The sequence below is a fragment of the Dorea amylophila genome, assembly GCF_025567265.1.
Lineage (GTDB): Bacteria > Bacillota > Clostridia > Lachnospirales > Lachnospiraceae > Dorea_A > Dorea_A amylophila.
In genome coordinates this window covers 30,749-50,870 of sequence record NZ_JAOQJW010000027.1, presented here as the reverse complement: position 1 = coordinate 50,870, position 20,122 = coordinate 30,749, and the positions used below count along the sequence as shown (strand labels likewise).

Annotated in this window: 15 protein-coding genes and 7 tRNA genes; 20 read left to right on the top strand and 2 right to left on the bottom strand. The window is 41.7% G+C overall.

All coding sequences use genetic code 11. The annotated features are described in order from the left end of the window. The first annotated feature begins 145 nt into the window (after positions 1-145). The 9 genes from OCV72_RS14855 to OCV72_RS14815 all read left to right on the top strand — a co-directional run bounded on the left by OCV72_RS14855 (position 146) and on the right by OCV72_RS14815 (position 4,806). Positions 146-219, top strand: a tRNA-Asp gene (locus OCV72_RS14855). A gap of 7 nt (positions 220-226) precedes the next feature. Continuing rightward, a tRNA-Val gene (locus OCV72_RS14850) sits at positions 227-299 on the top strand. 16 nt (positions 300-315) lie between these two features. Further along, positions 316-397, top strand: a tRNA-Tyr gene (locus OCV72_RS14845). A 17-nt stretch (positions 398-414) separates the two neighbouring features. Next, a tRNA-Thr gene (locus OCV72_RS14840) sits at positions 415-487 on the top strand. A 26-nt stretch (positions 488-513) separates the two neighbouring features. Continuing rightward, positions 514-587 (top strand) — tRNA-Met (locus OCV72_RS14835). 23 nt (positions 588-610) lie between these two features. Then, a tRNA-Phe gene (locus tag OCV72_RS14830) sits at positions 611-683 on the top strand. A gap of 22 nt (positions 684-705) precedes the next feature. Continuing rightward, positions 706-778 (top strand) — tRNA-Lys (locus OCV72_RS14825). Between the two features lie 308 nt (positions 779-1,086). Next, the gene (locus OCV72_RS14820; RefSeq protein WP_055284607.1) at positions 1,087-3,639 is read left to right on the top strand and encodes a cation-translocating P-type ATPase; all 2,553 of its coding nucleotides are present in this window, start codon (positions 1,087-1,089) and stop codon (positions 3,637-3,639) included. A 9-nt stretch (positions 3,640-3,648) separates the two neighbouring features. Beyond that, positions 3,649-4,806 (top strand): AI-2E family transporter, encoded by a 1,158-nt coding sequence (locus tag OCV72_RS14815; RefSeq protein ID WP_055284605.1) that lies wholly within the window; start codon positions 3,649-3,651, stop codon positions 4,804-4,806. A 20-nt stretch (positions 4,807-4,826) separates the two neighbouring features. On the opposite strand, the gene OCV72_RS14810 is transcribed toward OCV72_RS14815, so the two are convergent. Beyond that, entirely contained in the window at positions 4,827-5,483 is a 657-nt protein-coding gene (locus OCV72_RS14810; RefSeq protein ID WP_055284602.1) for a hypothetical protein, read from the bottom strand. Between the two features lie 185 nt (positions 5,484-5,668). Here OCV72_RS14810 and OCV72_RS14805 point away from each other — a divergent pair, with 185 nt between their 5' ends. The 10 genes from OCV72_RS14805 to rpoN all read left to right on the top strand — a co-directional run bounded on the left by OCV72_RS14805 (position 5,669) and on the right by rpoN (position 18,918). Then, positions 5,669-7,033: a Wadjet anti-phage system protein JetA family protein gene (locus tag OCV72_RS14805; protein WP_028088411.1), complete on the top strand. Its 1,365-nt coding sequence runs from the start codon at positions 5,669-5,671 to the stop codon at positions 7,031-7,033. Between the two features lie 25 nt (positions 7,034-7,058). Beyond that, positions 7,059-7,703: a DUF4194 domain-containing protein gene (locus OCV72_RS14800; protein ID WP_028088410.1), complete on the top strand. Its 645-nt coding sequence runs from the start codon at positions 7,059-7,061 to the stop codon at positions 7,701-7,703. Continuing rightward, positions 7,654-11,001 carry an ATP-binding protein gene (locus OCV72_RS14795; protein ID WP_055284599.1) on the top strand — a complete coding sequence of 1,116 codons (3,348 nt, stop codon included), beginning with the start codon at positions 7,654-7,656 and terminating at the stop codon, positions 10,999-11,001. The genes OCV72_RS14800 and OCV72_RS14795 overlap by 50 nt, the downstream gene beginning before the upstream one ends. A 12-nt stretch (positions 11,002-11,013) precedes the next feature. Further along, positions 11,014-13,629 (top strand): sigma 54-interacting transcriptional regulator, encoded by a 2,616-nt coding sequence (locus OCV72_RS14790; RefSeq protein ID WP_055284596.1) that lies wholly within the window; start codon positions 11,014-11,016, stop codon positions 13,627-13,629. Positions 13,630-13,809: 180 nt separating this feature from the next. Continuing rightward, on the top strand, positions 13,810-14,586 hold the full coding sequence (locus OCV72_RS14785) for a PTS mannose/fructose/sorbose/N-acetylgalactosamine transporter subunit IIC (protein WP_055213128.1): 777 nt from the start codon (positions 13,810-13,812) through the stop codon (positions 14,584-14,586). Continuing rightward, positions 14,579-15,382 (top strand): PTS system mannose/fructose/sorbose family transporter subunit IID, encoded by an 804-nt coding sequence (locus tag OCV72_RS14780; RefSeq protein ID WP_055213295.1) that lies wholly within the window; start codon positions 14,579-14,581, stop codon positions 15,380-15,382. Before OCV72_RS14785 ends, OCV72_RS14780 begins: the two co-directional genes overlap by 8 nt. Positions 15,383-15,406: 24 nt before the next feature. Beyond that, the gene (locus OCV72_RS14775; protein WP_055213126.1) at positions 15,407-15,886 is read left to right on the top strand and encodes a PTS sugar transporter subunit IIB; all 480 of its coding nucleotides are present in this window, start codon (positions 15,407-15,409) and stop codon (positions 15,884-15,886) included. Between the two features lie 14 nt (positions 15,887-15,900). Continuing rightward, a complete protein-coding gene (locus OCV72_RS14770) occupies positions 15,901-16,320 on the top strand; it encodes a PTS sugar transporter subunit IIA (protein ID WP_055284594.1) in 420 nt (139 codons plus the stop codon). Then, the gene (locus OCV72_RS14765) at positions 16,286-17,650 is read left to right on the top strand and encodes a glycoside hydrolase family 32 protein (protein WP_055284592.1); all 1,365 of its coding nucleotides are present in this window, start codon (positions 16,286-16,288) and stop codon (positions 17,648-17,650) included. Before OCV72_RS14770 ends, OCV72_RS14765 begins: the two co-directional genes overlap by 35 nt. Positions 17,651-17,661: 11 nt before the next feature. Next, positions 17,662-18,918 (top strand): RNA polymerase factor sigma-54, encoded by a 1,257-nt coding sequence (rpoN, locus tag OCV72_RS14760; protein WP_055284590.1) that lies wholly within the window; start codon positions 17,662-17,664, stop codon positions 18,916-18,918. 42 nt (positions 18,919-18,960) lie between these two features. Here the strand turns inward: rpoN and OCV72_RS14755 are convergent, their stop codons facing one another. After that, positions 18,961-19,185, bottom strand: a complete 225-nt coding sequence (locus tag OCV72_RS14755; RefSeq protein ID WP_055284589.1) for a hypothetical protein — start codon at positions 19,183-19,185, stop codon at positions 18,961-18,963. 510 nt (positions 19,186-19,695) lie between these two features. Between OCV72_RS14755 and OCV72_RS16695 the strand changes: the two genes are divergently transcribed. After that, positions 19,696-20,031, top strand: coding sequence for a PDDEXK family nuclease (locus OCV72_RS16695; protein ID WP_055284585.1), 336 nt, complete (start codon positions 19,696-19,698; stop codon positions 20,029-20,031). Positions 20,032-20,122 lie beyond the last annotated feature (91 nt).

Genomic DNA, 20,122 nt, shown 5'->3' with positions numbered 1-20,122 from the left:
AGATAGGTCAGAGGTGGAAGTACAGTAATGTATGGAGCTGACTGATACTAATCGGTCGAGGGCATGACCAAGCAAGGTGATAGGTAGGATGAAAGAAAGTATTTCTTGTATGCAGTTTTGAAGGTGCATAGCTTCAATTGAAGATGGCCCAGTGGCTCAGTTGGTTAGAGCGCCGCCCTGTCACGGCGGAGGTCGAGAGTTCGAGTCTCTTCTGGGTCGTTTGTATGGGATCATAGCTCAGCTGGGAGAGCATCTGCCTTACAAGCAGAGGGTCATAGGTTCGAGCCCTATTGGTCCCATCAAATTAAATAATATGGATGGATTCCCGAGTGGCCAAAGGGGACAGACTGTAAATCTGCTGCAAATTGCTTCGGTGGTTCGAATCCACCTCCATCCATTAGCCGTAAGGCACTCGCCGATGTGGCTCAATTGGCAGAGCAGCTGATTTGTAATCAGCAGGTTATCGGTTCGAGTCCGATCATCGGCTTTAAGTCACAAGACTTAACTTAATATCGCGGGGTGGAGCAGTCTGGAAGCTCGTCGGGCTCATAACCCGAAGGTCGTAGGTTCAAATCCTGCCCCCGCAACTCACACATAATATTATGTGTATGCCCAGATAGCTCAGTCGGTAGAGCAGAGGATTGAAAATCCTCGTGTCACTGGTTCGATTCCGGTTCTGGGCATTTTCCTTGCAAAAGGAAATGAGGGCGTGTAGCTCAGGTGGTAGAGCACTTGACTTTTAATCAAGTTGTCCGGGGTTCGAATCCCCGCACGCTCATGGAATGAGAGTGAAGTAGTATATAAGTACTGCTTCTTTTTTTTGTTAAAAATGATTGACAGAAGTCAGAAAAATGTTTATATTATATTTTAATAAAAGGGAGTAATCGGCATCTATTTATTTTTAAGGATAGATGTTTACGATGACGTCAGTACGATGACAGACAGGTCATCCGTATCGTAATGAAATGGTGAGACTTTTATTGCATAGTTTTTGTGCAATAAAGGGCTCTTTTTTTATTATTAAGATTTACGCTTTATTTTGCACAACGGTTTTGTATAACTTTGCACAACAGAAAGGAGAATAAGATGTTAACAAGTGAACAGGCAAAGAAGAATCAGGAAAAATATGGATTCAATGAATTGACGGAAGGAAAAAAGAAAAGTGTACTCCGGATATTTTTGGAACAATTCAAAGATTTTCTGGTTATTATATTGATTGTATCAGCGGTCATATCAGGAATTCTCGGAGATGCGGAGAGCGCAATTGTTATCTTCGTCGTGATCACAATGAACGCGGTTCTGGGAACGATACAGACGGTAAAGGCGGAGCAGTCACTGGACAGTTTAAAGCAGTTATCGGCACCGGAAGCCAAGGTGGTGCGTGATGGCAGCGTGATCCAGATCCCGTCCAGGGAAGTCACGATCGGTGATGAAGTGATCCTCGAAGCAGGAGACTGTATCCCGGCAGACGGAAAGCTGATCGAATGTGCAAGTCTGAAAGTAGATGAAAGTGCTCTGACGGGAGAAAGCATTTCCATAGAGAAGAATCTGGATGAAGTGGAAGAAGCTGCGGCACTTGGAGATCAGACGAACCGGGTATTCTCCGGAAGCTTCGTCACATATGGAAGAGGAAGATATGAAGTAACTGCGATCGGTATGAAGACAGAAGTCGGAAAGATTGCAGATCTTATGAAGAATACTTCGGAAAAGAGAACACCGCTGCAGGTGAATCTGGATGATTTCGGAAAGAAATTATCGGTGCTGATCCTGGCATTTTCCGTAGTGATATTCGGAGTGAATGTATTTCAGGGTGAATCGTGGGGTTCTGCATTTATGTTCGCTGTTGCACTTGCAGTTGCGGCAATACCGGAGGCTTTAAGCTCGATCGTTACGATCGTGTTATCCTTCGGTACGCAGAAGATGGCAAAGGAACATGCGATCATACGTAAGCTGCAGGCAGTGGAAGGTCTGGGAAGTGTATCGATTGTCTGTTCGGATAAGACGGGAACGCTTACGCAGAATAAGATGACGGTCGAGGATTATTATGTAAATGGAAAGAGGATTCCGGCAGGAAAGATTGATCTGAAGAATGAAAATGAAAAATTACTTTTAAGATTCAGTATCCTTTGTAATGATTCTACGAATACGGACGGACAGGAGATCGGTGATCCGACAGAGACGGCGCTCATCAATCTTGGAACGAATCTTGGTATTGATGCGATGCAGGTAAGGGAGAGATACCCGAGATTGTCGGAAGTGCCGTTTGACAGTGACCGGAAGCTGATGTCGACTGCTCACAATATGAATGATGCACTCCTTCAGGAAGGACATATGATGATCGTAAAAGGTGCGGTAGATGTCCTGTTGGAGCGTATGGACAGAATACGGGTTGGGAATACTATAAGGAGGATGACAGATTCCGACCGGGAGGACATTGCTGTCCATAACATGCAATTTTCCAGAGAAGGCTTAAGGGTTCTTGCATTTGCATATAAGCAGGTGGAGGAAGAGAAAGAGATCGGTACGGAGGATGAGGACCAGCTGATATTTATCGGTCTGATCGCAATGATGGATCCGCCGAGAGAAGAATCGAGACTTGCGGTGGAGGAATGCAGACGTGCGGGAATTCGTCCGATCATGATCACCGGTGACCATAAGATTACTGCAGCGGCTATTGCAAAGAGAATCGGCATCTTAAAAGAAGAATCGGAGGCCTGCGAGGGAGCCGTAATTGAAGATATGTCGGATGAAGAGCTGCAGGATTTTGTAGAAGGAATCTCTGTGTATGCGAGGGTTTCGCCGGAACATAAGATCCGAATTGTCCGTGCATGGCAGGAAAAGGGGAATATCGTAGCAATGACAGGTGACGGTGTGAATGATGCACCGGCGTTGAAACAGGCCGATATCGGTGTTGCGATGGGAGTGACCGGAAGTGAGGTTGCCAAAGATGCGGCAGCGATGGTCCTGACGGATGACAATTTCGCAACCATTGTAAAAGCTGTGGAAAATGGAAGAAATCTGTATCAGCATATTAAAAATGCGATTCAATTCCTGTTGTCCGGTAACTTCGGGGCAATTCTGGTTGTATTATGTGCATCCGTTGCCGGACTGCCGGTTCCATTTGCACCGGTGCATCTGCTGTTCATCAATCTGCTGACAGACAGTCTGCCGGCAATTGCACTGGGAGTAGAACCACATTCCAAAGCGGTTATGGAGCAGAGACCACGGCCAATGAGCGAGTCAATCCTTACAAAGCCATATCTGCTGAGTATCGCAACGGAAGGAGTGAGCATCGGCGTAATGACGATGGCTGCATTCCTGATCGGATACACAAGCCAGAATGCAGCTCTTGCAAGTACGATGGCATTCGGAACCTTATGCATGAGCCGTCTGGTGCATGGATTTAACTGTAAGGATGATAAACCGGTAATATTTACAAAGAGATTCTTTAATAATAAGTATCTGATCGGAGCATTTGTCCTGGGTATGATCCTGATCACAAGTGTTCTTATGATTCCGGGATTGCACGGAATGTTCAAAGTAGTTACGTTGAGCCTGAAGCAGCTGATGACAGTATACGGGCTTGCATTGTTGAATCTTCCTGTGATCCAGGGAATGAAATATTTGAAAGAGAGATAGAAACAGAGAATGGAATTGAGAAAAGAAACGGTAAAACAGATCAGGGGGCTGATCGTATTTACGGCATTATTGATCGTCTGTCTGTGGAAATATGATGTTGTGATGGATGCGTTTAGATTCGTATTGAATATTTTATATCCATTTCTGCTTGGCGGTGCGATTGCATTCGTCTTAAGCGTTCCGATGAATTTTGTGGAAAGAAAATTATTCACAGAGAGAAAGCTTCCTGAAAAATATAAAAGAAAATATGCCAGAGGAGTCAGTCTTCTGATCGTTCTTTCCGGTGTGATCGGGCTTCTTGCAATTATCATGTTCGGGCTGATTCCGCAGCTTGCCGGGACATTTGCCAGTCTCGGGAAGAGTATCCAGGATTTTATCCCGCAGCTGCAGGAGTGGGCAGATCATTGGTTTCATAATAATAAGGAGATCATGAATGTAGTCAACAATCTGGAATTTGACTGGAACAAGGTGATGGAGGCTGCGCTGGAGTTTCTGAAGAACGGAGCCGGAAGTATGCTGGAATCTACGATCAATACGGCGAAAAATATCATTGGTGCCGTGGGAACATTCTTTATCGCTTTTGTATTTGCAATGTATATTTTGCTGCAGAAAGAAAAGTTGGGAAGACAGGCGAAAAAAGTGTTATTTGCATTTGTCAGAAAGGGAAGGGCAGAGGCTGCGCTGGAGGTTCTTGCATTGACATATAAGACATTTTCCAGTTTTCTGACGGGACAGTGTGTAGAGGCTCTGATTCTGGGATCCATGTTTGTGATTTCGATGACGCTGCTTAGACTTCCGTATGCACTTCTTACGGGAATTGTGATCGCATTTACCGCATTGATCCCGATCTTTGGAGCATTCATTGGCTGTGCGGTCGGTGCGTTTCTGATATTTATGGTGAGTCCGGTCCAGGCATTGATATTTATCGTACTGTTCCTGGTACTCCAGCAGATAGAGGGCAATCTGATCTATCCGCATGTGGTGGGCAATTCGGTCGGCCTTCCGTCTATCTGGGTGCTGGCTGCGGTAAGTATAGGCGGAAGCCTGATGGGTATTGTTGGAATGTTGATCTTTATTCCGCTGATGTCAGTGTTCTATGCTTTGTTTCGGGAAGTTGTCTACATTAAACTGCGGCAGAAAAAGATTTATCCACAGGATATTGGTTGATTGTGGATAACTTTTGGGGATTAAGCATCGGTTTTATCTTTGCTGCCTTTGCTGTCCTTTCCATTCTGGGCTTTGCTCCAGATACGGAGGGCAGCGAGGATTCCGAATGTATACAAGATCGTCACGAGTATTACCGGATTATCCTTCAGAAAATAAATAACAAGGATAACGGATAACAGACAGATGGCGAGCTGGAATGTAGTCCAGAATCTTTTCTCACGTACTTCCTTTGCCTGCTGGAGAAGTTCCATACGTTTCTGTTCCATGCGGAGATACTCCATCAGATCTTCATCGCTGATGCGGGAGAGGATCTGTTCATCACGGTTCATCTCGATCTTGCGTTTGGAACGGAAATTGGAGAAAAATTCGCGGAACGGATGCTCGTCTTTGGAGCGGGATTTTTCCTGTTGTTCGTAGAAATCTTCTTCCAGGTCATCGTCGTCGTCTTCTTCTTCCGCATCTTTTGGTGAAGATTCTTTTGTATTTTGGGTGTCACTGAATTTGTTAGTGTTATCGGCAGTTTTATCGTCGGTAGCTTTGCTTTCAGTATCTGAAGTTTCCTGCGCAGCAGATACAGTTTTCTCCTCATCAGAAACAGGGTAAAGCACAACGTTGTCAGTTCCTTTAGTCTCAGACGATTCTTCGGTCTGTACTGCTTTTTCTATATTTTCGGACATAATTTTACCTCCGTCTTCATTTCTATGTTGTATATTGTCTTTTATTTTATCTTTATTATTTTATCATATCAGCTATGAAAGCAAAAAACAAATAAAGAGTACATAAAATTCTGGAAAATAACTTGCAGTAGAAAAACTCCCCTAAAAATGGTAGAATTGTAAGGAATCATTTGGAGGAAAACAAGATGCAGTTAATGAATGAAATCCCGGATACGTTCTGGAGTCTGTTCCGTTCGGTCAACCGGGATATTTATATTGAAGCACTTTTATGTATTAATGAAGAATACGAATATAATAACTATTTCCTGACGAAAGAGGTGTGCATCCAGATCTTAAGTGATATGAATGCGAAGAAGCGCTTTGAGCTACAGCGGGAGGAAAATGATACAGACTTTGATATGTTGGAGACGCCTTCTTCGAGGATCTTAAACTGGCTGCTGCGGGCAGGATGGCTGAAGCGTATCGAGGATTATAATACACTGGTGACAAATATTGTCATTCCGGATTATGCGGCGGTGATGATCGATGCATTTGAAAAGCTGAATTCGGAAGATGCATCGGAGACGGACATTTATATTCAGAATGTGTATGCGACGCTATATGCGTTCCGCAATGATCCGCGGGCAAGTGTCGGGCTCTTAAGGACGGCTCTGGTGAATACGAGGCGGCTGAATAAGGCACTGCAGGATATGCTTCATAATATGAATAAATTCTTTGCGAAGCTCTTGCAGCAGGATTCTTACAGTGGGATTCTGCGGGAACATCTGGACAGTTATGTGGAAGAAATCGTATGGAAGAAGTATCATATCCTGAAAACATCGGACAACTTTTATATCTATAAGATGGATATTAAGAAATGTCTGAGAGAGATCCGGGATGATGAAGCATTTATCATGAAGGTACAGGCACGGTCGAAGATGCTGGGAGATAACCAGGATGATGTGTTGGATCTGTTGGATCTGATCGAGCGTGGATTTGACGACATCGAGCACCGCATTGCCAATATGGACAAAGAACATACGAAATATGTCCGGGCAACGGTAACCAGAATGAATTATCTGTTAAGCGGTGAGACAGATACGAAGGGCCTGGTGGTACAGCTTCTGAATAAGATGTCGGAAGAACCGGAGCAGATGGAAGAGATTATCACAGAGACCGGAAAGCGCATGAATCTGTCACTTCTGGAGATCCTGTCAGAGAAGTCTTTATATAAGAGAAGAAAATCCAGAAAAGACTTCATCAGTCAGCTGCTTCCGGATGAGACGACGGGAGATCTGGATAAGGATGATATCTTAAGACTGAACCGGATACAGATGCGGTTCAGCAAGAAGCAGATTGAAGAATTCATCGAGAATAATATGGAAGATGAAGTGATGGATGCGTCGAAGATCAATATTGCTGACGAGGAAGAATTTGAAAAACTGATTCTTGCTTATGATTACAGTACGCGTAAGAACAGCAGATATATGGTGCTGGAAGAAGAACCGGAGATGGTGGAAAAGGACGGATACCGGTATCCGGCACTCAGGTTTGTGAAACGGCGCGTGTAATAGATAAAAGGAGTTCTGAAAATAAATGATAGATTATTACGAACAGTTAACTCAGGAAGAAAAAGAAGAGATCACAGAGGTCATCCAGACACTGTACCGTCAGACATTTCTCCTGGAAAGAAAATTTGATAAACGTGCGGGAAGGATGCAGTATACAAAAGAATACCGTACCTGTACGAAGCATCTGGAATTTTTTAAAGCATATTTTGAGGTGGCGGGGATCATACTGCGGGAAAATGTACATATGGGTGTGATCTATATCCAGGGAGAGCAGTTATGGGGTGAGAAGCTGCCGCGTCTAGCGACGATCTATTTACTGGTGCTGAAGCTTATCTATGACGAGCAGATGCAGACTGCATCGTCAAGCAGCCATGTGGTGACAACACTTGGTGCAGTAAACGGAAAAGCGGGAGAATTTCATGTATTGAAGAGTCTTCCGTCAATTACGGAAATGAGACGGACGATCGCACTTCTGAAGAAGTATCAGATCATCGAGCCGCTTGATGTTCTGGAAGAATTAAACGAGTCGACCCGCCTGGTCATCTATCCTTGTATCCATACGGTACTTTTAGGAGACGACATCAGGGAATTATTAGCAACATTCAGTGAGGAGGATCAAATTGGAGACGAAGCAGCCATTCAAAGCACTCTCGAAGATATGCCTGAATAATTGGCATTACATAGATAAAAAGATACTGACGCTTAATGAAGGAATCAACTTCTTCACCGGACATTCCGGAAGCGGTAAATCGACGGTTCTGGATGCGATCCAGATCGTGCTGTATGCCAATACGGACGGCCGTGGATTCTTCAACAAGGCGGCAGCAGATGATTCGGACCGTACACTGATCGAGTACTTAAGAGGTATGGTGAATATCAGTGAAAATAATGAATCACAGTATTTAAGAAATCGTAATTTTTCCAGTACGATCGTGCTGGAGCTGACACAGACGAATACCAGAGATAAACAGTGTGTTGGTGTTGTGTTTGACGTGGATACGTCGAATAATGACGTAAGCCGCCTGTTCTTCTGGCATACGGGAGAATTACTTCCGAATCATTACCGCTCGGAAGGCCGGTGCCTTACTACTGCGGAAATGCGTGAGTACCTGCAGCGTTCCTTTACGCCGGAACAGTTCTACTGCGGTCCGAGCAATGAAAGATTCCGGAGACAGCTATACGATATCTATCTTGGCGGTCTGGACATGGAAAAATTTCCAAAGCTATTCAAACGTGCGATCTCGTTCCGTATGAATATCAAACTGGAAGATTTCGTAAAGGAATATATCTGTATGGAGCAGGATATCCATATTGAGGATCTGCAGGAAAGTGTCATGCAGTATGGACGTATGCGCAGTAAGATCGAAGAGACGATGGAGGAGATCAGAAGACTGAAGCTGATCTGCGGAAAATATGAGCAGTATGCAGAAAAATCCGATGAGGAGAAGGTGTGCTCTTATCAGATCGACCGTCTGGAGATTATGAACCATGAGGTGAAGAGTCAGGAAGCCAGAGACCGGATCAAGGTAAGGCAGGAAGCCATCGAAGATTTGAAAAAGCAGCAACAGGTGCTGGAGCAGGAAGAAAAGGACCTGCAGAAAGAGTATGAAGAGATCATTCTGCGGATCGCAGACAGTGGGTATGCAAGACTGGAATCAGATCTGGATACATTAAATGAGACGCTGGAGCGTCTGAATAACGGAAAAGTCCGCTGGGAGCAGACTGCAGAGCATCTGAAGGCATGGACGGAGAAAGACATTACGCCAAATCAGGTGATCTGGGATATCGAAAAATTCGCAGACGGAAGCATTTCCGAAGAAGAGCTTGTGCGCCTGCAGGAAGGCTTAAAAGATCTGCAGGAGGAGCTGGAAGACCAGAGACAGGAAGCGGATGCAGACCTTCGCCGGATCAAGAAAGAAGAGAAAGAGGCAAGAGCAGAATTAAAAGAACTGAAGCAGGGAAAGAAGGCTTATCCAAGAGAGCTGGAAGAGGCGAGATTCGAACTGCGTAACCGCCTGCATGAGCGCTGCGGCAAGTTCGTGAATGTGCATATTCTTGCGGACCTTCTGGATGTGAAGGACGAGAGATGGCACAATGCAGTGGAGGGTTATCTTGGAAATAATAAATTGCAGCTGATCGTGGAACCAAAGTATGCCAGGGCTGCGATGGACATTTACCAGGAGATGGATACAAAACGTTTCTTCCGGGCAGCAGTCCTGGATACGGAGAAGCTTACGAAGGACAAGCATCAGGTACAGCCGGGGGCGCTGGCAGAAGTAGTAAAAGCGAAAGAAGCGTATGTGCAGGAATACATTAATTTCTTCCTTGGAAATGTAAAGAAATGCGAATCACTGGATGAACTGCGTGAGTGCAGGATCGGTGTGACACCGGATTGTATGCTGTACCAGAGCTACAAACTGCAGCACATGAATCCGGAGAATTACACCAGAAGAGCCTACATCGGTGAGACGAGTATGCGCCAGAGAATCCGCAAGCTGGAAGAAAAATGCGAGAAGTTAAATGGCGAGAGAATGCCGGTACAGGAGCTGTTAGAAGAGATCCGCCAGGCAATGCAGATGGAGATGTTGAAGCAGCCGGCAGAGGATTATCTCGGATGGCTGGCTGACAGCAAGGCAATCATTTCCAAAGAAAAGAAAAAGGCTCAGCTTCTGGAACAGATGCAGAAGTTAAAGGATGAATCCGTTGCTGCATGGGAAGGCAAGAAGAAAGAAGTGCAGGCGGCACAGGATGCGAAGAAAGAATCCGTATCCAAGGTGCAGGAAGCAATCTGGGAGAACAAGAAAGAAATCGAACGTCTGAATGCAGAAGTTCTCGAATCGGAAGAACAGATGAAGGACGTGAAGAGAAAAGTAGCAGATAAGCGTTACGAGAAGGAGTTCCAGGAATATCTGGCGAGCAGAAAATCCGAGAATTATGAGTATCTGAGACGTCAGATGGTTTCGCGGGTATATACGCTCAGGGAAGAAGAGGAAGACGCTTACCGGAAGCTGGTGGAAGAGAGAAGCAGTTATATCAGAGAATATCCGAACCGTACATTCTCAACTTCTATCCGGGACAATACGCCGTATGAGAAGCTTTTGAATTCGCTGTCCTGCGATCATCTGGAGACTTACAGGGAGTCGGCGAAGACACAGGCGAAAGCAGCTGTGGAGCATTTCAAAGATGACTTCATCTTCAAGATCCGAAGTGCGATCCTGGAGGCTTATCAGAGAAGGGATGAGTTGAACCGGATCATCAGCAAACTGGACTTCGGTAAGGATAAGTATCAGTTCGTGATCACGAAGAACAAGGGTGTAGATGGAAAATATTATAAGATGTTCATGGATGATTCCCTGCAGATCCGTCCGTCTGACTTAGATGATACGATGGACAACCAGCTTGATATGTTCACGATGGAGCATGAGAACCAGTATGGGGAGATGATGAACGAGCTGATCAATATCTTCATCCCGCCGGAGAATGCGACGAAGGACGAGATGGATGAGGCGAAACGCAACATGGATAAGTATGCGGATTACCGAACCTATCTGTCATTCGATATGCAGCAGATCGTACATGGCGATAAGGAGATGACGATCGGACTGAGTAAGATGATCAAGAAGAACTCCGGCGGAGAGGGGCAGAACCCGCTGTACGTGGCACTTCTGGCAAGCTTTGCGCAGCTTTATAAGATTAATCTGTCGCCGAAGATGCACCGGTCACCGACACTGCGTCTGGTTGTGTTGGACGAGGCGTTCTCCAAGATGGATGCCGAGAAGGTGGCAAGCTGTATCTCACTGATCCGCGGACTTGGCTTCCAGGCAATCATCAGTGCGACGAACGATAAGATCCAGAACTATCTGGAGAATGTAGATAAGACTTTCGTGTATGCGAACCCGAATAAGAGACATATTTCCATTCAGGAATTTGAGAAGACGGAGTTTGGGGAGTTGGCGGAGGAAGAATAAGGAAGATATAAAATGGAAGCAAAAGAAGAAATCTATCAGTATATCAGGAAAAATATAAAAGAAGATGGTGTAACGGCTCAAAGTATAGCGGAAATATTCGGAATAAAAAGAAATGTTGCATCACATTATCTAAACTTGCTGGAAAAAGAAGGAAAATTGCAAAAAGGAACTAACCGGCCGGTACATTTTTCAATTCCGACAGATACAGAAAAGAAAGCGGAAGAGTGTAATAATATGATAGATGAAAGACCGGTTGCTCAGAAAGAAGTATCTGTATTTTCAAAATTTATAGGCTATAACGGTTCGATGGAACAAGTAATCGAAAAATGTAAAGCAGCTGTGAACTATCCGGTAAATGGACTGACGATGATCATATGTGGTGCGAGCGGAGTAGGAAAAAGTTATCTTGCATCATTGATTCATCAGTATGCGGTAGAATCCGGGGCAGTAGAAAAAAATGCTCCTTTCGTTGTATTAAACTGTGCGGACTATGCGAATAACTCGGAGTTATTGTCATCTGTATTATTTGGACATGTAAAGGGGGCTTTTACAGGTGCAAATGAAGAAAAGCAGGGACTGCTTGCAGAGGCGGATGGAGGTTATCTTTTTCTGGATGAGGTACACAACCTGTCAGCAGAAAATCAGGAAAAACTATTTCTGTTTATCGATTCGCAAAAATATAGAATGCTGGGCGACAGCAAAAACTGGCAGACAGCAAAGGTACGGTTATTGTTTGCAACAACAGAAGATATTCACAGTACATTGCTTGCAACATTCAGAAGAAGGATTCCGTTTGAAATCCGGATTCCGGATTTTCTGGAGCGGTCATATGGTGAAAGGTTCCTGCTGGTATCGTCCTTCTTTCAGAATGAAGCAGAGATTTTAAAGAAGAATATATGCGTGGATTCAGAGTATTTCAGAAGGATGTTGAATCTGCACGAGGAAGGAAATATAGGTGCTGTAAAAAGTAGGATAAAAGTCTTGTGTGCACAGGCATATAGTCAGCAGAGAGAAGAAGAATTAAGAATCACTACACCGGGAAAAGAATCATCCGATAGTTTTCATTTTTACTGGAACCGTCCGGAAAAGAAAAAATGGATGTCATCCTATCAGATTTTCAGTAATATTACCGGGTGTTTTGTGCCGGGGATGAATTACTCAAAAATAGAAGAAGTACTGGATCTGTTTTTACAGACCATTACAAGAAGACTTGAAGAAAATAAAAAAGAAAATAATTTCTGTGAGATTCCTCCGTTCAGGCACTATGAAGAAAAATGCAGAAACAGCATCAATAAAATATTGAAAAGCTATGGATATCGCTTAAATGAGTTGGAGATAGATGAATTTTATAAGATGGTCATAGCAGTGTTGTTTGACGAGACATTTTTTGGAGCGGCATTTAAGATCAGTGGATATGAAAAGAAAAAATATCGGAAATATGAAGTGATGATCAGCCGGATACTGGATGCTGTGCTGGAAGATTATAATGATAATGTAAGGGAATTCCTGCAGACGATATTAACGGTATGGTTATCAGACAAGGTGAAGGTAAAGTCCAAGATCAACGCATTGATCTTAATGCATGGAGAGCACAGCGCATCAAGCATGGCAAGTCTGGCAAATGAAATGATCGGCGATTATGTCTATGAAGCATTTGATATGCCAATACAGGTACATACGGAAGATCTGATCGTTAAAGTGAATGATTATGTAAGAGATATCGAGACAAATGAGGGATTGGTACTTCTGGTAGATATGGGATCACTGGAAAGAATGTATGATAAGATATCTTGTAATGTAGACGGGGATCTGGTGATCGTTAACAATGTTTCAACGGCATTTGCACTGGAACTTGGATTTAGTCTCTTTGATAAAGCGGATATTTATCGTATTACACAAATGGATATGTCACAATTTAATATGAAAATGCAATATTATAAAGGACTGTCCCAGAAGCCGAATATTATTGTATCCTGCATTTCGGGAGAAGGAATTGCGGTGGAAATTAAGGAAATTCTGAGCAGATATGTCAATACGGATGAAATTGATATTCTTACGATGGATTATTCGGAATTGAAAAAACAGCTGAACAGAGGAGCCGCAGAAGATTTCCATAATACGATAGTTGTCTTTGCAACAACACCGCTTAGCAGTACGGTAGTACCGGTAATGAATGTGGAAGATCTGGTAAATGGTTTTACAAACCCGTCCTTTCCGGAATTTATGTTAAATAAAGAAAATGTCAGGGAATTTACAAATGATATTATTAAGTTATTCACATTAAAAGGTGTGGCATCCCGCCTGAGATTTCTGAATCCGGAAGTAGTTATGCAGGAAGTGGATCAGGTAATCCGCGGGTATGAAAACTACTATCATGTACAATTGCCGAATTTCCTTCGGATTAATTTGTTTTTACATACATCGATAATGATTGAAAGAGTATTGGTAAAAGAAGAATCGGGAAAAATAGACAGTATTGATACAGAAGGAATCAATGAGGAGAGCAGAAAATTTATTGAGGTTTCAAAAGATATTTTCAAATCCATTATGATGAAATATAAAATAGAAATCTCCGATGCGGAATATTTATTGTTATATCAGATATTACAGTCTGTCATTCAAAAATAGAATAGTGTCTAAAGAAAAAATAGTGTCCAAATGCATGATTAGACACTATTTTTTTCGTACAAATCAGGAAAAGCCTTGAAAATAAAGGAAATTTTTAATATTTTGATTTGAGAGAAAGTTGGCACGCTTCTTGCATGTAATAGAGTAGAATGCAAAATAGAATCTAAGGAGGAAGAGAAAATGCATGTACAATTATGGCAAATGTTATTGATCATTGCTTATGGATTTTTTATCAACTATGACAAAAACGGAACAATGATCGGAACGTCACAGCCGGTCACAGCCGGACTGATCGTAGGATTGATTATGGGAGATTTGAAGACAGGTCTTTATATTGGAGCAACACTTCAGTTAATGACTCTTGGTATCAGTAGTTTCGGAGGGGCTTCTGTACCGGATTATCAGACAGCTGCTTTGGTTGGTAGTTATATTGCAATTTCGACAAAGCAGGATGCTTCTATCGGAATCACACTGGCAATCCCGGTTGCTATGTTAATGGTTCAGTTGGATGTGCTGAAATGGTCTATCAATATCTTTTTCCAGAATAAAGCAGAAAAATTTGCTGAAGCTGAGAATTACAAAGGAATTGAGAGAATGCACTATTGTGGAGTATTGTGTACGATGTGTACATCAGGAATTCCGGTATTGCTGACAGTTATTTTTGGGCCAAAGCTTGTTGGTGGAATCATCAATTACATCCCGGACTGGCTGTCAAGTGGTCTGTCAATCGCAGGTGGTCTGCTTCCGGCAGTAGGTATTGGACTTTTACTTCGCTATCTGCCTGTTAAGAGTTACTTTGGCTATCTGATTGTAGGTTTTGTTGCAGCAGTATATCTGGATATTCCGATTCTTGGAGTTGCGCTGATTGGTTTTGCTATTGCACTGATCATTTATAAAAACAAAAGCGTAGAAGCTGTTTCACCGGTTGTAGCAGGAGGTATGGATGAAGATGAGTAAGAAAGAAAAGACAGTTTTAACAAAGACTCAGAAAAGATCTCTGTTCCGTTGGTTTTTAAATGGAGGGGCATCGCTGAACTATGAACGTATGATGAGTATGGCATATACATATTCCATGTTGCCATGGTTGAAAGAAAATTATAAAGGAAATCCGGAAGGATTGAAAAAATCAGTAAAGACACATTTACAGTATTACAACTGCAGTCCATATATGAATCCGTATGTTATGGGAGTTAACATGGGAATTGAAGGACAGGGAAAAGAGAACTCCCTGGATGCGGTTATGGCAATCAAGACAGGACTTATGGGACCTCTTTCAGGACTGGGAGACAGTGTATTTGTTGTAATACCATGGACAATATTTGGAGCAATTGCTGCCAATATGGCATTAAACGGAAGTGTAGCTGGAATTTTCATCTGGATTCTTGTAACATGGATTTTAAAGGGACTTGGATATCCGTTATTTAAGGCTGGTATAGCTTCCGGAACAAGCCTTGTAAATTCAATTGAAACAAAGATGAAAGTTTTAAAAGAGTGTGTTGCTGTACTTGGACTGACTGTAGTTGGTGCACTGATGCCGACAGTTGTAAAAGCAAATGTTGCACTTACCTTTAAACAGGGAGATCTGAAAATGACAGGTACAGAGATCCTGGATCAGATCATGCCAGGGTTAATTCCGGCAGCACTTGTAGCACTTGTATACTGGATGCTCGGAAAGAAAGTAAAACCGGTATGGATTATCTTAATGATCATTGTTGCATCTATCTTATGTGCAGTATTTGGAATTTTAAAATAATAAAGAAAAAGGGAAGGTAATATAATGGAAGGAATTATACATATCAGAATCGATGACCGTCTTATTCACGGGCAGGTAGCAACACAGTGGACGAATGATCTTGGAGCAACCCGTATCATGGCAATTAATGATGAAGTTGCAACAAATCCAACATTAAAAACCGTACTTCGTATGGCTGCACCACCGAATGTCAGTACATCGATCATTACAAGAGAAACCGCAGTAACCAATATTAAAGCAGGAAAATATACCGGACAGAAAGTTCTGGTAGTGGTAAAATCTCCGTTTGATATCTTATATCTGATCGATCAGGGATTAGATATAAAGACTGTAAATGTTGGAAATATGTCAGCAAGAGAAAATACGGAACATTTACGTCCTACTATCAGTGTGACACCGGAAGAAAAAGAAGCATTTAAGGAACTGTTAGATAAAGGAGTAGAGATTACAACAATTTTAGTACCAAGTGCTCCGAAATCTTACTTAAAAGACAGTCTGGCATAAAAGGAAGGGTGGATATGTATAAAATAATTGTAGCAAGTCATGGTCCGATGGCTGAAGGAATGAAGAAATCACTGGAATTTGTTATGGGACCGGCAGAAAATGTAACGGCACTCTGCCTTGATGAAGAAGGAATCAGTAAATTTTCGAAAGAGGCAAAGAGGCTGTTAGATGAACAGGATACAGAAGAGGTTCTTGTAATGGTTGATTTTCTGTTTGGCAGTCCATTTAATGAATTTTCAAAACTTGCAGCTGGTTATGCAGGAAAGATGGAAATTATTACCGGGGTAAATCTGCCGGCACTTGTAGAAGCAGTGAATTGTCAGGAAGACGGAAGCAGTATGGAAACGGTAATTCCACAGATAAAAGAAGCTGCAGTAATGAAAACTTTAAGAGAGATACTTGCAGAAGAAGAAAGCGGAGATGACGATGAATAAACCGATCTATCATATTACACCGGAAAAGGGATGGATGAATGACCCGAATGGACTGGTTGAATACAATGGTGTATATCATGTGTTTTATCAGGCAGACCCGGAGCATCTGATAAATGAAAATATTGGGTGGGGACATAAAATAAGCTCTGATTTGTTACATTGGGAGGAGTGCCAGCCGGCACTGCTCCCTGATCAAAGTTATGACAGAGACGGATGCTTTACCGGGAGTGCAGTGATCAAAGATGATAAGATGTATCTGTTATATACAGGTCATGTGAATCAGGAAAGCGGATATATAGAAACACAGAATCTTGCAGTGAGTAAAGATGGAATTCATTTTGAAAAATATGACGGAAATCCGGTAATAAAAAACCCGCCGGCAGATACGACAATGAGGTTCCGTGATCCCAAAATATGGGAAAAGAATGGAAATTATTATGCAGTTATCGGTGGGGAGACAGAAGATAAATGCGGAAAAGTTGTATATTACAGAAGCCGGGACCTGCAGGAGTATACATATTGCGGAGTGTTTGCAGATTCTGACGGATCCATCGGAAATATGTGGGAATGTCCGAATTTTGTGCAGATAGGAAATACAGATGTTTTGATCATTTCACCAAAAGGATTGGAAAAAGAAAATGGATTTTCTGCTTCGTTTGAAAGTGGGTATATGACCGGAAAGATGAATTATGAAGAAGGGATGTTCAGTCATGCTTCGTATAAAAAATTAGATCATGGATTTGATTTTTATGCACCACAGGTGATGGAGTGTGGAGACCGTAAAATTCTTTTTGCATGGTTTGCAATTCCGGATTCGCCGGGAAAAGAGATGGAAGACGGATGGAGACATTTACTGACAATACCAAGGGAATTAAAAGTAGCATCAGATAACAGTCTTCTCATGACTCCGATTGAAGAGTTGAAAAAATTACGTACAAAAGTTCTCGAAAAGACGGTACCTGGAGCATCATGGAATTGTAATATCGAAAATCAGCCGCTGGAATTATTGCTGACCGGCCGGTATGAAGAATTATGCTTTGAAATAGCTGATAAAAATGAACCGTTGCTCGAACTTACTTTGAAAAAAGATAATATAGTGTTAAAGCAAAAAAGAGAAGACGGATGGCAGATCCGTACTTGTAGTTATTATGATGATATCATGCGTAAACTGCAGATTTATATGGATTACAGTACAATTGAAGTGTTTATCAACGACGGCAGATATGTATTCTCAAGCAGAATATATCCGGTCGGATCATTGGATTTTAGGATAAATGCAGCCGCAGATAATGAAGATGGAAGTTTGAAAATATATTCTTTGAGTTTATAGTGGGGAACTTTATGATTCTTTCGATGAAACAAGGTCAGCAGCAAAAGCAGAAGCTGACACAAGAGCAAAGCTTTTTTCTGGATATTTTAAAATTTAATAAAGAAGAATTGACGGATTATCTGGAGAAAGAATATCAGGAAAATCCATTGATTGATTTTGACCGGCGCATTTTTAATAAAGAAGGTGTATCTTTTGAGGAGGATTTGTCGGATATCGAAAACAATGCCGTAAAAGAATCGTTACAGGACCATTTGCTGCAGCAGACAGGATTTCTTTCAAAAAAAGTCCCGGAACATATTGCGGAATTTTTAATCTATTCTTTAGACCGCAATGGATATCTGCGGGAGGAAAGTATAAATGAAGTGATAAAATTTTTCCCGGAATATACGGAAGAACAAGTAGAGGATTTTATCAGATGTATGCAGCAGATGGAACCGACGGGGGTATTTGCAAGAAACCTGCAGGAATGTATGGTGCTTCAGCTGCAGGAATCAGAATCAAAATATAAAATGAAATGTATTCAAATCGTGAAGAATCATATTCAATTGTTAGCTGACAATAAATTGCCGGAAATCAGCAGGCTGGAAAACAGTACACTCGAACAGATAACAGAATGTGTAAAAATAATAAGATGTCTAAATCCAAAACCAGGAGCAGAGTATGTCGCTGATGCATCCTATATGGAATGTGAAGTAGAGGTTCTGAAAGAGAATGAAAGTCTGACTGTAAAAATGCTGAATAATTATGAAGCACTGCAGTTGCGGCCGGAATATTATATGACAACGGATGAAACGATGACGGAGTTTGTACAACCATATCTGAAAAGAATCCGTCTGCTGGTAGACACATTGAATGCACGGGAGAGGACACTTTTTTCTATTGTTTCGAACATTACAGAACATCAGAGGAATTTTTTCCTTAAGGACGGCAGGCTGGAACCATTTACACTGAAAGAAGTTGCAGAAGAACTTGGAATGCACGAATCAACCATATCCAGAGCAATTTCAAATAAATCCGTGCGCTTTAAAAAAAGGGAAATTCCATTGAAATACTTTTTTATCAGTAAAACGGTAAATGGGGACAGTAAAGATTGTGTAGAAGAAAGAATAAAAGCTTTAATTGCATCGGAAGATAAACAGCATCCATTGAGTGATCAGAAATTGTCAGAATTAATGAAAAAAGAGGGAATTGTTGCGGCAAGAAGAACGATCGCAAAATACAGGGAGCAGATGGGCATCTTGCCGGCAGCAAAGAGAAAAGTTTATTAGGGGGACGGGGAAAGTGGTTTTTTTCCTGTCCCTGCTGGCTTTTTATAAGTTCAATTCCGAATGTGCCTTTTCATATTCCAGTTCATTGATGAAGTTTTGGATGACGAGAGGACTTCCTTCAAGAGCATCCGCAAATTCATTGATAGATTTTCCTTTGGCAAGTTTTTTCTGAATTTGAGTTTTCAACAATTCATGCTGACCGTATTCAAATTCGGCTTTTCTTAACTTCTTTTCTTCAAATTCCTTGTCATATTCATATATGCTCATTTTAATTACCTCGGCCTTATTTTTTAGTAAGAATTCTGATAAGATTCCTTCTTTTATACATTCATTAACGGCCCTTTTTACAGAATCTTCAAGGGATAGTTCTGATAGGGATGTGTATAGTTTTTTTCATTAACTGCATTATATAAAGATAATAGATTTTCTTTTCTTTGTATAACATATGGAAAAGGGTATCTTTGTACTTTACATTTGCTCTTAATCGATGGTTACTTACCTGATACTTCTGGGTAAGCTTTTTCTGAGTGTTTCTTTTGGTCATATTCAGTTCCTCATTTCGCAGGAGAACTTAGTTGTTTAAGTAAAATCTTCTGCTTTTTTACAATTGATTGGTATAAATCCATTGAGGACAGGGAAAAAGCCACTTCCCCCGTCCCCAATGGCTTTTTTTGTTATTGTTATACGGATGAAATAAAATTAAATATATTAACTTTTGAATATACAAAGCAAATATGCTACAATGCAATTACTTCAAAAAAGCATTCGCTTTTTACTATGATTCTTTATCGTGAAATTAGATTGTCAAAACTGCTGACAGCAGATAAGAACAAAGCAGCAGAAGTGCTGGGAGCATATCAGGTAAAGAAGCAGGGGGAATATACATTAGAGGATTATTATGCCCTGCCCGATGACCAGAGATATGAAGTGATCGATGGCGTTTTATATGACATGGCAGCACCTGCCGTTACACATCAGGAGATTGCGGATGTGAAAAATCAGAAGGTAATCGTGTATGATCTGGGAGAAGATTTTGGAGAAAATATGGATCTGATGATATATGGAATGGATGGGGAAGTGCCGGTTGGAATTTATGATGGGAGTGTAAGATAGATTTTGAGGAAATTGTCAACAGTGTTGTAAATATTTAACACATTTATATTATAAAAAGAAAAAATGAATATTATTTCAAAATCCAGTACAT

What these genes read in the sequence shown, in the direction of transcription:
- OCV72_RS14820 (WP_055284607.1), top strand. Translation starts at nt 1,087, where the DNA reads ATGTTAACAAGTGAACAGGCAAAGAAGAATCAGGAAAAATATGGATTC.
- OCV72_RS14815 (WP_055284605.1), top strand. Translation starts at nt 3,649, where the DNA reads ATGGAATTGAGAAAAGAAACGGTAAAACAGATCAGGGGGCTGATCGTA.
- OCV72_RS14810 (WP_055284602.1), bottom strand. Translation starts at nt 5,483, where the DNA reads ATGTCCGAAAATATAGAAAAAGCAGTACAGACCGAAGAATCGTCTGAG.
- OCV72_RS14805 (WP_028088411.1), top strand. Translation starts at nt 5,669, where the DNA reads ATGCAGTTAATGAATGAAATCCCGGATACGTTCTGGAGTCTGTTCCGT.
- OCV72_RS14800 (WP_028088410.1), top strand. Translation starts at nt 7,059, where the DNA reads ATGATAGATTATTACGAACAGTTAACTCAGGAAGAAAAAGAAGAGATC.
- OCV72_RS14790 (WP_055284596.1), top strand. Translation starts at nt 11,014, where the DNA reads ATGGAAGCAAAAGAAGAAATCTATCAGTATATCAGGAAAAATATAAAA.
- OCV72_RS14785 (WP_055213128.1), top strand. Translation starts at nt 13,810, where the DNA reads ATGCATGTACAATTATGGCAAATGTTATTGATCATTGCTTATGGATTT.
- OCV72_RS14780 (WP_055213295.1), top strand. Translation starts at nt 14,579, where the DNA reads ATGAGTAAGAAAGAAAAGACAGTTTTAACAAAGACTCAGAAAAGATCT.
- OCV72_RS14775 (WP_055213126.1), top strand. Translation starts at nt 15,407, where the DNA reads ATGGAAGGAATTATACATATCAGAATCGATGACCGTCTTATTCACGGG.
- OCV72_RS14770 (WP_055284594.1), top strand. Translation starts at nt 15,901, where the DNA reads ATGTATAAAATAATTGTAGCAAGTCATGGTCCGATGGCTGAAGGAATG.
- rpoN (WP_055284590.1), top strand. Translation starts at nt 17,662, where the DNA reads ATGATTCTTTCGATGAAACAAGGTCAGCAGCAAAAGCAGAAGCTGACA.
- OCV72_RS14755 (WP_055284589.1), bottom strand. Translation starts at nt 19,185, where the DNA reads ATGAGCATATATGAATATGACAAGGAATTTGAAGAAAAGAAGTTAAGA.
- OCV72_RS16695 (WP_055284585.1), top strand. Translation starts at nt 19,696, where the DNA reads ATGATTCTTTATCGTGAAATTAGATTGTCAAAACTGCTGACAGCAGAT.